11 protein-coding genes are annotated in these 15,241 nt (G+C 73.3%); 5 read left to right on the top strand and 6 right to left on the bottom strand.

The window, feature by feature from the left end; genetic code table 11:
* Positions 1-182: 182 nt before the first annotated feature.
* From OG975_RS06265 to OG975_RS06255, 3 genes are all read right to left on the bottom strand, one after another.
* A complete protein-coding gene (locus tag OG975_RS06265; RefSeq protein WP_406328039.1) occupies positions 183-1,169 on the bottom strand; it encodes an N-acetylglucosamine kinase in 987 nt (328 codons plus the stop codon).
* Entirely contained in the window at positions 1,166-1,843 is a 678-nt protein-coding gene (locus tag OG975_RS06260) for a uracil-DNA glycosylase (RefSeq protein WP_327426803.1), read from the bottom strand. Before OG975_RS06260 ends, OG975_RS06265 begins: the two co-directional genes overlap by 4 nt.
* 161 nt (positions 1,844-2,004) lie before the next feature.
* On the bottom strand, positions 2,005-3,090 hold the full coding sequence (locus OG975_RS06255; RefSeq protein WP_406328037.1) for a WD40/YVTN/BNR-like repeat-containing protein: 1,086 nt from the start codon (positions 3,088-3,090) through the stop codon (positions 2,005-2,007).
* A gap of 270 nt (positions 3,091-3,360) precedes the next feature.
* On the opposite strand from OG975_RS06255, the gene OG975_RS06250 reads away from it, so the two are divergent.
* The gene (locus OG975_RS06250) at positions 3,361-3,939 is read left to right on the top strand and encodes a hypothetical protein (protein ID WP_406328035.1); all 579 of its coding nucleotides are present in this window, start codon (positions 3,361-3,363) and stop codon (positions 3,937-3,939) included.
* Positions 3,940-4,439: 500 nt separating this feature from the next.
* Here OG975_RS06250 and OG975_RS06245 read toward each other — a convergent pair whose 3' ends face one another.
* Positions 4,440-6,506: a HEAT repeat domain-containing protein gene (locus OG975_RS06245; protein WP_406328033.1), complete on the bottom strand. Its 2,067-nt coding sequence runs from the start codon at positions 6,504-6,506 to the stop codon at positions 4,440-4,442.
* Between the two features lie 242 nt (positions 6,507-6,748).
* Here OG975_RS06245 and OG975_RS06240 point away from each other — a divergent pair, with 242 nt between their 5' ends.
* Both OG975_RS06240 and mgtA read left to right on the top strand, forming a co-directional pair.
* Positions 6,749-7,132, top strand: coding sequence for an ArsR/SmtB family transcription factor (locus tag OG975_RS06240; protein WP_406328032.1), 384 nt, complete (start codon positions 6,749-6,751; stop codon positions 7,130-7,132).
* A complete protein-coding gene (gene mgtA, locus OG975_RS06235) occupies positions 7,116-9,833 on the top strand; it encodes a magnesium-translocating P-type ATPase (RefSeq protein ID WP_406328030.1) in 2,718 nt (905 codons plus the stop codon). The genes OG975_RS06240 and mgtA overlap by 17 nt, the downstream gene beginning before the upstream one ends.
* On the opposite strand, the gene OG975_RS06230 is transcribed toward mgtA, so the two are convergent.
* Both OG975_RS06230 and OG975_RS06225 read right to left on the bottom strand, forming a co-directional pair.
* On the bottom strand, positions 9,796-10,518 hold the full coding sequence (locus tag OG975_RS06230; RefSeq protein WP_406328028.1) for a response regulator: 723 nt from the start codon (positions 10,516-10,518) through the stop codon (positions 9,796-9,798). The two genes, mgtA and OG975_RS06230, sit on opposite strands and share 38 nt — an antisense overlap.
* A 5-nt stretch (positions 10,519-10,523) precedes the next feature.
* Positions 10,524-11,936, bottom strand: a complete 1,413-nt coding sequence (locus OG975_RS06225; protein ID WP_406328026.1) for a sensor histidine kinase — start codon at positions 11,934-11,936, stop codon at positions 10,524-10,526.
* A gap of 184 nt (positions 11,937-12,120) precedes the next feature.
* Here OG975_RS06225 and OG975_RS06220 point away from each other — a divergent pair, with 184 nt between their 5' ends.
* Together OG975_RS06220 and OG975_RS06215 are read left to right on the top strand one after the other, a co-directional pair.
* On the top strand, positions 12,121-12,813 hold the full coding sequence (locus tag OG975_RS06220) for an ABC transporter ATP-binding protein (protein ID WP_406328025.1): 693 nt from the start codon (positions 12,121-12,123) through the stop codon (positions 12,811-12,813).
* Positions 12,810-15,155, top strand: coding sequence for an FtsX-like permease family protein (locus tag OG975_RS06215; RefSeq protein ID WP_406328023.1), 2,346 nt, complete (start codon positions 12,810-12,812; stop codon positions 15,153-15,155). Before OG975_RS06220 ends, OG975_RS06215 begins: the two co-directional genes overlap by 4 nt.
* The last annotated feature ends 86 nt before the right edge of the window (positions 15,156-15,241 follow it).

Genomic DNA, 15,241 nt, shown 5'->3' with positions numbered 1-15,241 from the left:
GTTCGGGGAGGGTGCAGGTGAGCGGTATCCGTCCGCTTTTGTCTGATGAGTTACATACAGATCAGAAGTGATCAGTACCAACCCACTTGCCTGTCCTGTGATATGTGGCGACGCCCAGGGCGGGCATGGTGTCGGCCTCACGTGTCCGACAGGGCGGATCAATCACCCTTTTGGGTCATGTCCTACTCGGTCACCACATACAGCATCCGCTCGTCGCGGGGGAGCGCGAGCCGGTCTGCGGCCAGATCGATGGCGATGAGCACGGCGCCGTGCAGCGGGTCGCCGGAGGGCGGTACCAGCCTGGCGTGGGGCAGTTGCTCCGCCAGCTCCTCCCGCAGCGGTACGAGGAGAGGGTCCCCCATCTTGAACAGGCCACCGGTGCAGGCGATCAGCGCCTCGTCGGTGTCCGGGCAGACCGCGGCCGCGGACTCGGCCATGTGCCGGGCGGCCGTGCGCAGGACGCCCGACGCCACCGGGTCGCTCGCGGCGCAGGCGGCCACCTCCGGTGCGAAGGAGGCGAGTACGGCGGGACGGTCGGTGCGCGGATACAGCTTGCCCGGCAGGGACGGCATCGGGCCGAACATCTCCTCCGCCCGCGCCAGCAGCGCCGACGAGCCGCCGGGGCGTCCGTCGAAGGCCCGTACCGCCGCTTCGAGCCCGGCGCGACCGATCCACGCCCCGCCGCCGCAGTCGCCGAGGAGATGACCCCAGCCGTCCGCCCTGCGCCAGCTCACCAGGTCCGTGCCCACCGCGATCATGCCGGTGCCCGCGGCGAGCACCGCGCCCGGCCGTGGTCCGAGCGCACCCGTGTACGCGGTGACCGCGTCGGCGGCCAACGCGAGCCGCCGTACACCCAGTTCCCGCTCCAGCGCCGACGGCAGCGCGGCACGCAGCTCGTCGCCCAGTGTGGCCAGGCCCGCGGCTCCGACGGCGACCGCACGGAGCGTGTCCACCCCGCACTCGGCCATCAACTGCCGGGCCATCGGAAGCAGTTGCTCCAGCAGGTGCCCGGCGTCGATGCCGCGCGGGCCTGTACGGACCGGTTCCCCGGAGGCCAGCGGACCCGGGCGGGCCCCCTCGTGGTCGCTGGGGACCGCGAGCACCGCGCGCAGCCCCGAACCCCCCGAGTCCACGGCCAGCACACCGGTGTGCCCGCCGGGGTGCGTCACGGCAGACGCCAGTCCACCGGCTGTGCTCCCTGCCTGGCCAGCAGGTCGTTGGCCCGGCTGAACGGGCGGGAGCCGAAGAAGCCGCGGTCCGCCGACATCGGGGAGGGGTGCGCGGACTCGACCGACGGCAGGTCGCCCAACAGGGGCCGCAGATTGCGGGCGTCGCGCCCCCACAGGATCGACACCAGCGGACGCCCCCGCGCCGCCAGCGCCCGTATCGCCTGTTCGGTGACCTCTTCCCAGCCCTTGCCGCGGTGCGCCGCAGGGCTGCGCGGAGCCGTGGTGAGCGCCCTGTTGAGCAACAGCACGCCCTGCCCGGTCCACGGGGTGAGGTCGCCGTTGGACGGCTGGGGCAGCCCCAGGTCGGTGTTGAGCTCGCGGTAGATGTTGATCAGGCTGCCGGGCAGCGGACGCACATCCGGCGCGACCGAGAACGACAGCCCCACCGCGTGCCCCGGAGTCGGGTAGGGGTCCTGGCCGACAATCAGGACGCGTACGTCGTCGAAGGGCTGTTGGAAGGCGCGCAGGACATTCGCGCCCGCCGGGAGATAGGTGCGTCCCGCGGCGATCTCCGCGCGCAGGAAGTCGCCCATCTCGGCGATCCGTCCGGCCACGGGTTCCAGGGCTTTCGCCCAGCCCGGTTCGACGATTTCATGCAACGGTCGTGGTGCCACGGGCGTCACCCTACTGCCGTACACGCGGCGGAGATCAACCGGTGGCCGTCGGGCGACCGAGGATGACCGGTCCGTTGACGAACCGGGTACCCGCGAGACAAGGTGCGCGTCTTCATCGTCTGGTGGAGCCTCCCGAAGGGTTGGGTGGGATCATCCGGGCCTCAGGCGACGACCGCGGCGCGTACGCAGAGCACATCCGGCAGGTGCGAGGCCAACTGCCGCCAGCTGTCACCGTCGTCGGCCGACGCGTACACCTCGCCGTTGCGGTTGCCGAAGTACACGCCCGCCGGGTCCGCGCCGTCGGTGCAGAGCGCGTCGCGCAGCACCGTGCCGTAGTGGTCCTCGGCGGGCAGCCCGGCCGTCAGCGGCTCCCAGCTCTTGCCCGCGTCCGCCGTGCGGAAGACACGACAGCGCCGGTCGGCCGGGACGCGGTCCGCGTCGGCGTTGATCGGGAAGACGTACGCCGTGTCGCCGCGGTGCGGATGCGTGGCCGCCGCGAACCCGAAGGTGGACGGCAGGCCCGCGCCGATGTCGGTCCAGTGCCCGCCCGCGTCGTCGCTGCGGTACACCCCCCAGTGGTTCTGCAGATACAGCCGGTCCGGAGTCACCGCGTCCTGCGCGATCTTGTGCACGCACTGGCCGAACTCCGGGTTCGGATCAGGCAGGAACACCGCGGAGACACCGGAGTTGGAGGGCGCCCAGCTCGCGCCGCCGTCCTCCGTGCGGAACACTCCGGCCGTGGAGACGGCGACCGTCACGGCTCGTGGGTCGCGCTGGTCGGTGAGGATGGTGTGCAGCCCCTCCCCGCCGCCGCCCGGCACCCACTTCGAGCGAGTCGGGTGCTCCCAGAGTGGACGGACCAGCTCGAAGGACTCGCCCCGGTCCTCCGAGCGGTACAGCGCGGCCGGCTCCGTGCCCGCGTACACGACGTCCGGTTCGGCGGCTGCCGGGTGCAACTGCCACACCCGCTCCAGCGAAGCGCCCGTGTCCTTGGGGAACTTGACGGCGGCCTTGGCCGGCTCGGTCCACGTCCGGCCCAGGTCGTCGGAGTGGAAGACGGACGGGCCCCAGTGCGCGCTGTCCCCTCCGGCCAGCAGCCGCGTAGTCCCGCCCCGGGTGTCGATCGCGACCGAGTACACGGCCTGCGCGTTGAAGTACGGACTCTCGTCGAACTCCCAGGCGCCACCGCGCTGGCGTCCGATGAAGAGCCCCTTGCGGGTGCCCACGGTGAGCAGTACGTCGGCCATGCCGACCACCTCCGCGACGTCGTTGTCTCAGACAGGGGCCAGTCTGCACCCCGCCACTGACAGTCACCTCTGGATGCGGCATCTCCGCAGGTCAGAGCGGTGGTGTCGATGCTTCGCGGGGATTCACGGCGGTCACGGCCGAGCGACGGCGCGGGGTGCCGGGACGCCTGGGACGGGCGAGCCGGGGGACTCGGCTGAGCATCGGAGGGGCCGAGCGCGTATGGGAGGGAGATGTGGCAGAACCGTGCGGTTGTGAGGAGGATGCCATTGATGGCGGCATTCCGTGGTCCGAAGGTGTGGCTGTGGCGGTGGCGACGCAACCCGCTACGGCGGCGCAGCGATGCCCTGGAGGCCTGGGTCGTGCTCGTCGCCTGGGCGCTCACGGTGCTCGGCGGTGTGTTCACGGGCCTCGCGGCCACGCAGGCCGTGGAGCACGGTCTCGCCCAGGAGCGCGCCCAGTGGCGCTCCGTCCCGGCTCTGCTCACCGAGGACGCGCCGGATGCGGGCGCCATGGAATCCGGCGGCGACCTCGTGTGGGCGAAGGTGCGCTGGACCGCGGCGGACGGCTCCCCGCGCGCGGGCCAGGCGCGGGTGTCCACCGGTACCGTCGCGGGCACCTCGGTGACCGTGTGGACCGACCCGGACGGCCGCCTGGTCACCAGGCCCGCCACCGCGTCCCAGGCCAGGCTGCGGGCCTCCCAGGTCGGCGTCCTGGTGGGCGTGAGCGCGGCGGGCGTGCCCTTCGTGTGCGGACGGCTCCTTCGCGGCCGTCTGGAACGCCGACGCATGGAGCAGTGGGACGAGGAGTGGGAGCGGATCGGGCCCCTGTGGGGGCGGAAGACGAGCTGAGCGGGCCAGCGGTGCGTCGCGCACCGTCCGGACCTCGCCGCAGGGCCGACCGGGCCCACGGCTGCGCCAGGTCGGCCCGTGCCCGGACCGGCGGCCGGGCGCCATGCTGATGGCCGACAGGGGAGAAGCCCGATACCGGAGAAGCTCGACATCCGAGAAGCCCCCGCGGCGGCCTCGCCCAGCCCGGGCGGCGGGCCGCCGACCCCGGCCGCCCGGGCCACGGAGGGCCGCCGCAGAGCGCCGGTGCACGAGACGAAGGCGGCCATCCGGACAAGGCGGGTACCCGGATGCAGGCGGGTACCCGGCCCCTGCTGTGTGGCACATCTGAGCGCCGGCCCGCGCTGTGCCGCACCGCGTCCGCGCGTCCGTGGCACCGACCGGACGCGCGGACGTGTCTCCGTCCGCCCGCGCACCACGGGCGCCGACCGAGAGCCGTCGCGAGCTGCGAGTGGTCCCCAGCCCGCGCGCGGGGCGGTCGGCGCGGCCCGGAGCCGTGCGCGTTACGTGGCGTCCAGCGCCGCGCGGCAGGTGTGCAGGAGCCGTTCGTCCTCAAGGATGTCGTGGCTGCCGTAGCCGCCGGAACGCCGAGCCCGGTGCCGACGTGGTGCGGCGAGTTCCGCGTGGACCAGATCGTGGGCGGGCGCTGCCGCGGTGCCCATCCGGAGCAGGCACGCGGCGATCGTGCCGCGGGTGTACGCGTTCTGCCGCCAGGCGGAGCGGAGCGCCGGAAGGACGGGCTCGGGATCCCCGTCGATGTCCCACAGCGCGCACGCGGCAGCCGTCCGCTCCCACACCTCGGCGGATTCGGCCAGGCGGCGCAGTTCCGGGAGCGCGGGGGCGGCAGGCGGTCCCAGGCGGCCCAGGGCTTCGGCGGCCATCCGTGGATGACCGGCCTCCACTGCCAACAACTCCCGTAGCAGCGGCGGAAGTACGGCCTCCACGTCTCCCGTCACCGACCAGAGCGCGGTGGACGCCGCGACGGCGCGCTCGCCGTCCAGCAGCTCGCGCAGCGCCGGTATCGCCTCACGTGCGTCCGCCCCGAACGTCCCGAGCGTTCTGGCGAGCGCTTCCACGAGCGAGTCCCGGAACCGCAGTTCGCGCGGCAAGCCGTGCAGCAGCCCCAGCACTTCCGGTACGGCGGCGCCGTACCGCAGCCTGCCGAGGGCGGACAGCAGCGGGGCAGCCCGGTTGTACGTTTCCGGGGAGTCGAGGGGGACCTCGCCGAGCCGCTCCCGCAGCAGGGGGGCCAGCTGTTCGGCCGCCGGGCCCAGACACTCGATCGTGTAGCCGATGTCGTTCGGAATGACGGGTTGGGCCAGCACCTGTGCGAGCGCCGGAACCGCCCGGGGATCCCCGGATCGCGCCAAGGCCTTCAGCGGGCGGCCCAGCGTCGTCGTCCCGCCTCCCCAGGACTCCGGGGCCGCCTCGACAAGGGCGGCGAGGCGGTCGGCGGCCGGGACCGCCAGCGTGAACAGGGACTCCAGCACGGAGACCGCGGCATCGCGCAACCGCTCCTCGTCCGAGGCGAGTTGCTCGCCGATCAGCACGACGGGTTCCTCGTAGTCCGCGCGCCATTCGCGGAACAGCCCCGCGGACATCCACACGGCATTGCATCGGTCGGCCGGATCCGCGCTGGTCAACTGCCCCTTGAGCAGGGCGATCCGGTCGGTGGTGCGGGCATCGAGCGCCGAGTGCAGCGTCCGCAGCAGCTGGGAGCCCTCCTCGTCCGCGGGCCGCAGGCGGCGCAGATGGCCGATGAGGGTGTCGGTGGCGGGCCGTTCGGGCTCGGCCGGCACTCGGGGGCGCTGTGAGCGGGCCCGGAGCAGGGCGACGACGGTGGGCACGAGGTCGGCGGGCAGGCGATCGGGTGCGCAGCCCGCGAGTTGACCGAGCGCGGCGAGCCGCAGCCCCGGGTCGTTCGGTGCGGCGCTGAGCGCCATCAGGCAGTCCACCGCCGGACCGGCGGACTCGGTGTGCAGCCGTGTGAACAGTCCGAGGCCCTCGGCCAGTGCCAGCCGGACGCCGCCCTCCCGTTCGTCGTCGAGCCGCTGCCTCAACAGGCCGAGCACGCGCGCCGGTTCGTCCAGAAACCGCACGAGCGCGCGGGGCACCGCCCGGCGTACCTCCGGGTCCCGGTCCGCGACCAGCTCGACGAAGACCGCGGCGCCCGCCCGTATCGCGGTCCGCGCCATCGCGTAGTTGTCGTTGTTGTCGTTGGCACGATCCTCCTCACCGGCGTCGAGCGAGACGTCGTCCTTGTCCTCGTCCTCGTCGGGGTGGAAGTCGTCCGTGTCCCCTCCGCCGATGCTGACGAGCAACTCCACGATGCCGCTCCGGTCGGGGAGTTCGGCGTGCGTGACGAGCGCGAACAGGTATGGGATGCACGCGAGCGTCGAGTCGTACACATCGCCCTGGTGGTGCACCGCCCCGTACATCCCGTCGAGCGCGGTCTCCCGCTCCTGGGGGCACGGCGAGGCCAGTGCCCGCAGTATCCCCGGCACGTCCTCGGCGCTTCCGTAGGCATGCTGCATCGAGGCCCAGTCGACCTCGTCGATCCCCGTGAACACGGCGTCCTCCCCAGGCGTAAAGCAACTGATCGCGAGTGTGCACCACAGCACTGACAGTGACGCCCGGGAGCCACGTCGGCGATGGCCGCGATCGAGCCGACCCCCGCTCGCCCTCCGGCCGCAGGCGCCCCGTTCCGCTGGGCGCACGGCGCCGGGACGGCCCCCGGGGGCACCGTCGGCGGCGCCCTAGACTGGGGCGATTCATACGGGACGGCCGGTCGGCGGGACGGGAGGACACAGCGGTGGCGGCAGAGGTCGGCGGCTTGAAGGATCCGTCCGCCGAGGTGCTGGCGGAGGCGGCCGCGGCCTTCGGGCTGCTCGCGTCCTCGGCGCGGCTGCACATCGTCTGGGCGCTGGCGCAGGGCGAGAGCGATGTGACCGGGCTCGCGGAGCGGGTCGGCGGGGCGCTGCCAGCGGTGAGCCAGCACCTGACCAAGCTGAAACTCGCCGGTCTCGTGCGGTCCCGGCGCGAGGGCCGGAGACAGATCTACTTCGTCGACGACCCGGACGTGGTGACGGTCGTACGGCTCATGGTCGGCCAGCTGACGGACCGCGCCGAACGCGCTGGCGCCACCGACTCCGCCGGGCAACGTTCGGCGCGTCGCATCCGTGGCCTCGGCGCCTGAGACCGCCGCGACGGCGGTGGGGCGGCGGCGCCCGAGCGGGAGCGCGTCGCCCGCCGACGAGGCACATCCCGACCTCACCGCGCTGACCTCTCTCCAAGTGCTGCGGCATCTGGAGACCGGCCCGCGCGGACTGACCGAGGCGCAGGCGGAGGAGCGGCTGGTCCGCTTCGGCGCGAACACGGTTCCGGGCCCGCGTACGGATGTGTGGCCGCGCCTGTTCGTGCGCGGCCTGCGCGACCCCTTCACCGCGGTGCTGCTGTGCCTCGGGCTGGTCTCGGCGGCTGTGGCGGCCTGGGGGACGGCGTGCGTGACCCTGTGCCTGGTCCTGGTCAGCTGTGCGCTGCGGGCGTCCGGGGAGCACCGGGCCGACCGGTCCATGGCCGGGCTGCGCGAGCTGGTCGCCACCACCGCGACCGTGCTGCGGCGCGCCGATCCGGACGGGATCCCGCGGGTCCGGGACATCCCTGTCGGCGAGCTGGTGCCCGGCGATGTGATCCGGCTCGGCCCCGGGGACCTGGTCCCGGCCGACGTACGGCTGCTGCGCGCAAGTGGACTGACCGTGCGGCAGGCTCCGCTGACGGGCGAGTCGACGGCGACCGCCAAGGTCGCGGCAGACGTCCCGGACGCCGCGGACGCCCCGGACTCACCGAACCCCTCGAACCCCTCGCACACCTGGCACTCGTCGTACGACGGAGTCTTCGCACAGCGGCAGCTCTGTTTCCAGGGCAGCAGCGTGGCGACCGGTGGCGGGACCGCGGTCGTGCTCGCGACGGGCGCACGTACGAGATTCGCGTCGGCCTGCGGCGGCTCCCCGCCACGCCGCGAGCCGAGCGCCTTCGACCGCTCCGTCCACGGCATCTCCTGGGTACTCATCCGGTTCATGCTGCTCACACCGCCGTTGGTGCTGATGGCCAACGCCGCGCTGCGCGGGCGGGGCGTGGAGACCTTGCCGTTCGCCGTCGCGGTGGCGGTCGGGCTGACCCCCGAGATGCTGCCGGTCATCGTCACCACGTGTCTGGCGCGTGGCGCGTCGGCGCTGGCCCGTACCCACAAGGTGATCGTCAAACGGCTGCCCGCGCTGCACGACCTCGGTGCGGTCGACGTGCTGTGCCTGGACAAGACCGGCACCCTCACCCAGGACCGGCCGGTCGTCCACCGTGCCCTGGACGGGGCAGGGCGGGACGCCCCCGATGTCCTGCGCTGGGCCGCCGTCAACGCCTGGTGGACCCTCCAGCTGGCCGAACTGCCCACGCCGGACGCCCTCGACGAGGCAATCCTGGACGCGGCCGCCCCGGAGGAGGAGCAGGACGACGGGGTGGCGGCGCTGCCCTTCGATCCGGTGCGCCGCCTCGCCACGGCCGTCGTACGCCACCCGCGCCGACTCGGCGTCCACACCCTCGTGGTCAAGGGTGCCGTCGAGAACGTACTGGAGAGGTGCGTACTGGAAGAGGCCGAGCGGGTGCGGCTGTTCGCCGTCGCGGCACGCGAGGCCGACGACGGGCTGCGGGTGCTCGCGGTCGCCACCGCCGAATTCCCCCACTCTCGACTTCGCTCGAGCGGGGGGACCCCCATCGCCCGCACCCGCGACTACACACCCGCCGACGAACGCGGTCTGACCTTCCGCGGCTTCCTCACCTTCCGCGACGCGCTCGCCCCGACCGCCGCGGAGGCACTGAAGGCCCTCGTCGCACGCGACATCACCGTCAAGGTCCTCACCGGCGATCACCCCGGCACGGCGGCCCGCGCCTGCCGCGACCTGGGACTCGAACCCGGTGCGGTGGTGGCGGCCGACCGCCTCGACGTCCTCGGCGACGCCGAACTGGCCGAAACTGTCCGCTGTACGACCGTCTTCGCCCGCTGCACCCCGGAGCACAAGGCCCGGATCGCCGCCGTCCTGCGGGCAGGCGGGCACACCGTGGGCTTCCTCGGCGACGGCGTCAACGACCTGCCCGCGCTGCGCGCCGCCGACGTCGGCATCGCTCCGCGCGCCGCCGTCGACGTGGCCCGGGAGAGCGCCGACGTGGTCCTCGCCGAGAAGGACCTCACCGCGATCGAGCACGCGGTGACGGCGGGACGGCGCAGCAGCGTCACCATCGCCACGTATCTGCGCAGCACGCTGTCCTCGAACCTCGGCAACGTCATCGCGATGCTCGCCGCAGGCCTGCTGCTGCCCTTCCTGCCGATGCTCCCCGCACAGGTCCTGGCACAGAACCTGTGCTTCGACGCGGCACAGCTCGCCTTCGCGTACGACCGTCCGCCCCCGGACGCGCCGCCCCGCCCCACCGTGCTGCGGCCGCGCGCCTTCCTGCGCTTCATCACCGGCTTCGGCGCGCTCAACGCCGTCGCCGACCTGGCCACCTTCGCGGTGCTCGCGCTCGCCCTGAACAGGCCGGACAGCATGGACGACGCCACGGTGTTCCACTCCGGCTGGTTCACCGAGAACCTGATGACCCAGGCCCTGGTCATGCTGCTCCTGCGCGCCGGCCGCCGTACCGCCGCCGGCCGTCGCCTCCCGGGCCCGGTCAGCTGGGCCGCGGCCGCCCTCGCCGGCGCCGGTCTGCTGCTGCCCCTCTCCCCGCTGGGCCCCTTGCTCGGCATGACCGCGCTGCCGGTCCTCTTCTACGTGCTCCTCGCCGCGGTCCTCACCCTGTACGCCGTCGCGCTCACGGCCGCCCGGAGGGGAGCGGTCCGCTCGGGGTGACCAGACCCGTTTCGTAGGCGGTGACGACCGCCTGGACACGGTCGCGGAGGCCGAGTTTGGCGAGGATGCGGGCGACGTGGGTCTTGACGGTCGTCTCGGCGAGGTGGAGACGGGCGGCGAGCTCGGTGTTGCTCAGGCCCTGGGCGAGCAGGCGCAGGACTTCGAGCTCGCGCGGGGTCAGCGCGGCGAGGTCGCGGTGGAGCGCGGCGGCCTCGGGGCCGCGGCGGGCGTACCTCTCGACCAGGCGGCGGGTGATGGCCGGCGCCAGCAGCGCGTCGCCGGTGCGGACCATGCGGACGGCGGAGACCAGGTGTTCGGGCGTGACGTCCTTGAGGAGGAAGCCGCTGGCTCCGGCGGACAGCGCCGCGTAGACGAGGTCGTCGAGGTCGAACGTGGTCAGGATGATCACGCGCGGCGCGTCGGGGGCGCCGTCCAGGACACGGCGGGTGGCCTCCAGGCCGTCCAGCTCGGGCATCCGGATGTCCATCAGGACGACGTCGGGCCGGGTGCGCCGGACGGCGGCGACGGCTTCGGCTCCGTTGGACGCCTCGGCGACCACATCGATGCCGTCGGCGGTGAGGATCATCCGGAAGCCGGTACGGGCCAGCGTCTGGTCGTCGGCGACCACCACGCGCAGCGGCCGGTCCGGCACCGCTCGGTCTCCGAGGGGGTCGCTGTGGTGCACGGGGGTCACTCCGTCTCCAGGGGGATCAGCGCGGTCACGCGGTAGCCGCCGGTGGGCCGCCGCCCCGCGTGCAGGGTGCCGCCGTAGACGGCGAGCCGCTCGCGCAGGCCGAGCAGGCCGCGGCCGTTTCCGGCGGCAGCGGAGGCGTCCGCGGTGCCTCCGGTGTCCAAGACGTCGACCCGCAGCCGGTCGTCGTCGTACTCCACGGCCACCGTCGCCGTCGAACCGGCCGCGTGCTTCACGGTGTTGGTCAACGCCTCCTGCACCACCCGGTACGCCGCCAGGCCGACCCCGGACGGCAGGGCACGGGGCGACCCGATGACCGTCAACTCGACGGGTACGCCGGAGTCGCGCACCCTTCCGACCAGGGAGTTCAGTTGGTCCAGGCCCGGCTGGGGCGCGAGGTCCGCGGTGGCGGCCGGGTCCGGGCCGTCGGCTTCCATCGTCAACAGGCCCATGGCGTGGCGCAGTTCGGCCATCGCCGCCCGGCCGCCGGACTCCACGGCGAGCAGCGCCTCGCGGGCCTGCTCGGGCGCGATGTCCATGACCTTGCGGGCGGCGCCGGCCTGGATGACCATCACGCTGACGTTGTGGGTGACGACGTCGTGGAGTTCGCGGGCGATGCGGGCGCGTTCGCGTTCGGCGGCGCGGCGCAGCTCCTCGGCCCGCTCGCGTTCCAGGGCCGACATCCGTTCCCGGCTCTCGTCCGCCCGGAGTTTCCACATGCGCAGCCCGTTCGCCGTCACCACCAGCGGGACCAGGATGAGCAGCGTGACGTACTGGGTGGGGACCGTGGGCGCCACCGAATCCCCGAGGGTGCCCACCGACTCCCCGACGGTGCCGACCGTGAACGCCGTCACCGGCAGGCTCGCCAGCGTGGCCACGCGGTAGGGGCCGAAGGCCGCCGCGCTGTAGGCGGCGACGACACAGGGATAGAAGACGATCCGCTGCGCGTCGTGCGGCGTCAGGGCGGCCGCGCCCGTGACGATCCACAGCACCGCGAGCGGATACCGGCGGCGGAACACCAGCGGGGCCGAGGCGATGACCGCCAGGGCCAGCGCGGCGATGAGGCTGCCGGTGGCCGTCGGGACCAGTGGGGCAACGCCGTCATGAGCGTCGCGCAGCAGGTCCGCCCCGCGGTCCGCGGCCCATTGGAGCAGGGTGATGCCGACGACCAGCGTCAGAGTGACGTCGAAGGCGAGGCCGCGACGGGTGGGCCTCGGCAGCGGGCCGGTCTGGAGCCTCAACACCCGTACCGCTTCCCGCAGAGGGTGGCGCGACGGGTGGTGCCCGGGCGGCCGGGCCGCGCCCCCGTCCCAGGGCGGGCGCCTCAACACCCGGGCCCCGTCCCGCAGCCGCTCCGCCACCGACGCGCTCATCACCGGCCCATTCTCGCCGAGGGCCGCACGCGACGGCATCCTCCTTACCGACCCCTGTCCGACCTCCGCATACCTCCCTCGCCTACATCTCAGGGATGACCCGGGGCGCCCTCGTCCGGACGCGGTACCGGAAATGGCCCGGCCGACCGACGCGCCCCGATCGTGCCCGCACCTAGCGTCCGACGGACCAGACGGCCAGCTGCACGGACCGAGGAGACACTCCATGACCACGCCGGTGATCGAACTGCGCGATGTGAGCCGTAGGTACGACGACGGGCCGCCCGCGCTGCACGACGCGTCGCTGACCGTCCGGACCGGTGAGGCCGTCGCGATCCTCGGTCCCTCCGGCAGCGGCAAGTCCACGCTGCTCAACCTGATCGCGGGCCTGGACCGGCCGGACAGCGGAACGGTCACCGTGGACGGCGTACGCGTCGACGGGCTGGGCGAAGCCGCGGCGGCGCGCTACCGGCGGGCCAAGATCGGCATGGTGTTCCAGTTCTTCAACCTGCTCGACGACCTGACCGTCGCCGACAACGTCGTCCTGCCGGCCCAACTGGCGGGCATGGCAAGCAAAGAGGCACACCGGCGCGCGGCGGAACTGCTCGAAACGCTCGGCATCGACCGGCATGCCCGCGCCTACCCGGGCCGCCTGTCCGGCGGCGAGCGCCAACGCGTCGCGGTGGCAAGGGCCCTGATGAACCGTCCGCCCCTGCTGCTGGCCGACGAGCCGACCGGCGCGCTGGACACGGCCTCCGGGGAGGACGTGAGTGACCTGTTCACCGAGCTCAACGCCGACGGCCAGACCCTGGTCGTGGTCACCCACGACCTGGCCCTGGCCCGGTCGTGCACGACCCGCACGATCCAGCTCGTCGACGGCCGGATCACCGAGGACGTCCGGCCGGAGGCGGTCCGATGACCGCGCTGGGCCGGGTCGTGCGCTCGGGTGTCGGACGCCGTCGGGTGCAGTCACTCGTGATCGGGCTGACCATGATGATGGCGGTGACCGCGTCCGTCCTCGGCGGTTCCCTTCTGGTGGCCTCCAGCGCGCCCTTCGACCACGCCTTCGGCAAGCAGCACGGCGCGCATCTGTCCGTGCAGTTCGACGCGAGCCGGGCCAGGGCCGCGCGGCTGTCCGCCTCGGCGGATGCGGCGGGGGTCGCTGAGGCGTCCGGACCGTTCCGTACGGCGACGGTCACTCCGCACACCGACGAGGGCATCGACGGGTTGCCGATGACGGTCGTCGGCCGGAGCGGTCCCGGCGCCGGGGTCGACCAGGTCGTGCTGACCGAGGGACGGTGGGCCGGGCGCCCCGGCGAGATCGTGATCTCGGACGGTTCCCAGCCCTTCCCGAGCATGGGGCGGCGGCTCACGTTCCCCGAACTTCCTGGAGGCCCGACCCTGAAGGTGGTCGGGCTGGCCCGGTCGGCGAGCCGGACCGGCGACGCGTGGGTGGTCCCCTCTCAGATCGCCGCGCTGACGACGACGGGCCGGGCCGGCGGCTACGAGATGCTGTACCGCCTCACCACGGCGGACACCGCCGCGCAGGTCGCCGCGGGTCGCCGCGCGGTGACCGCCGCCGTCCCCGCCGGGGCGGTGACCGGGGCGCAGTCCTGGCTGACCGTCAAGAAGGCGGCCGACCGCGAGACCGCGCTGTTCGTCCCGTTCCTCATCGCGTTCGGCATCCTGGGCCTGGTCATGTCGGTGCTCATCGTCGGCAACGTGGTCGCCGGGACGGTCGGTGCGGGGCTGCGACGCATCGGCATCCTCAAGGCCCTCGGATTCACCCCGCCCCAGGTCGTACGGGCCTACGTGGGCCAAGCCCTGATCCCGGCCGCGATCGGCACCGCGCTCGGTGTCGTCGCGGGCCACCTCGCCGCGGTTCCGGTGCTGTCCGAGACCGCGAACGCCTACAGCACGGGCGGATCGGCCGTCGAGCCCTGGGTCGACGTCGCCGTGATCGCGGGGGCGCTGGGCCTTGTGACGGTCACGGCGTGGGCGGCCGCGTGGCGGGCGGGGCGGCTGCGCACGGTGGACGCGCTCGCGGTCGGCCGTACGCCGTCTCCCGGGCGGGGTCGATGGGCGGCCGGGCTGGGCGCCCGGTTGCCGTTGCCGAGGCCGGTCGGCCTCGGGCTGGCCCGTCCCTTCGCCCGGCCCGCCCGGGCATCCGCCATGTGCGCGACCGTCGTATTCGGCGCCGTGGCCGTCATCTTCGCCGTCGGTCTGGCCTCGTCGCTCGGCGAGGTGATGACCGCACGGGAGCACAACGCAGCCGACGTCACCATCGGCGTCTCGGGGCCGGGCCCCGTTCGCATGCCCGCCGAGAAAGCGCTCACGGCCGACCCAGCAGCGATCGTCGCGGCCATCAACTCCCAGCCGGGGACCGGGAAGTACTACGGCATCGCCACGACACAGGCCACCGTCTCCGGAGCTGCCGGTTCCCTCAGTGTCTTCGCGTTCACCGGCGACGCGTCCTGGGGCGGCTACGAGATGGTCTCGGGGCGCTGGTTCGCGAAGTCCGGCGAGGCCGTGGTGCCGACACCCTTCCTGACCGCCACGGGCACCGAGGTCGGGGACACCGTCGTCCTCAACGACCACGGCAGTGCGGTCACCGTCCGGGTCGTCGGCGAGGTCCTCGACACGCACAACCAGGGCATGGAGGTGTTCACCGACCGGGCGACCCTCGCTGCCGCTGAACCGGGCCTGCGGGTCGAGAGCCATCACATCGCGGTGAAGGCGGGCACGGACGTACCGGCGTACGTCCATCAGCTCAACGCCCGGCTGCGGCCCCTGGGAGTCACCGCCGAGGTCCGCGGCACAGCCGACGGGAGCGGCACGGTCGCCCTTCTCAACGCGCTGACGGCGACGCTCACGCTGATGCTCGTCTCCGTCGCAGGCCTGGGCGTACTCAACGGCGTCGTCCTCGACACCCGCGAACGGGTCCGCGACCTCGGAATCCACCGGGCCCTCGGGATGACCCCGCGGCAGACCGTCGTCATGGTCGTGACCTCGGTCGTCGTGACCGGGCTCGTCGGTGGCGCCCTCGGCGTGCCGCTCGGCGTGGCCCTGCACGGCTGGGTGATGCCCGCCATGGGGCACAGCGCCGGGCTGGACCTGCCCGACTCCGTCATCGCCGTCTACCGCACGCCCGAACTGGTCCTGCTCGCGCTCGGCGGGCTGTTCATCGCCGTTCTGGGCGCGCTGCTGCCGGCGGGCTGGGCGGCCCGGACCCGCACGGCCACCGCCTTGCGCACCGAATAGGAAAGGCCCTTCGGACCGAACAGAAAGCGCGGAGGCGGCTGCTCCACCCCATGGTTGTACAGTTGCGCAAAGTAGCAACCATCATG

Source organism: Streptomyces sp. NBC_00203 (genome assembly GCF_045206325.1).
GTDB classification, from domain to species: Bacteria; Actinomycetota; Actinomycetes; order Streptomycetales; family Streptomycetaceae; genus Streptomyces; species Streptomyces lutosisoli.
The sequence above is the reverse complement of the archived record's forward strand: the minus strand, read 5'-3'. Positions and strand labels throughout refer to the sequence as shown.

Excerpts from the sequence above, each read along its gene's own strand:
- OG975_RS06215 (WP_406328023.1), top strand. The coding sequence starts at position 12,810 with ATGACCGCGCTGGGCCGGGTCGTGCGCTCGGGTGTCGGACGCCGTCGG.
- OG975_RS06250 (WP_406328035.1), top strand. The coding sequence starts at position 3,361 with ATGGCGGCATTCCGTGGTCCGAAGGTGTGGCTGTGGCGGTGGCGACGC.
- OG975_RS06255 (WP_406328037.1), bottom strand. The coding sequence starts at position 3,090 with ATGGCCGACGTACTGCTCACCGTGGGCACCCGCAAGGGGCTCTTCATC.
- OG975_RS06225 (WP_406328026.1), bottom strand. The coding sequence starts at position 11,936 with ATGCCGTCGCGTGCGGCCCTCGGCGAGAATGGGCCGGTGATGAGCGCG.
- OG975_RS06220 (WP_406328025.1), top strand. The coding sequence starts at position 12,121 with ATGACCACGCCGGTGATCGAACTGCGCGATGTGAGCCGTAGGTACGAC.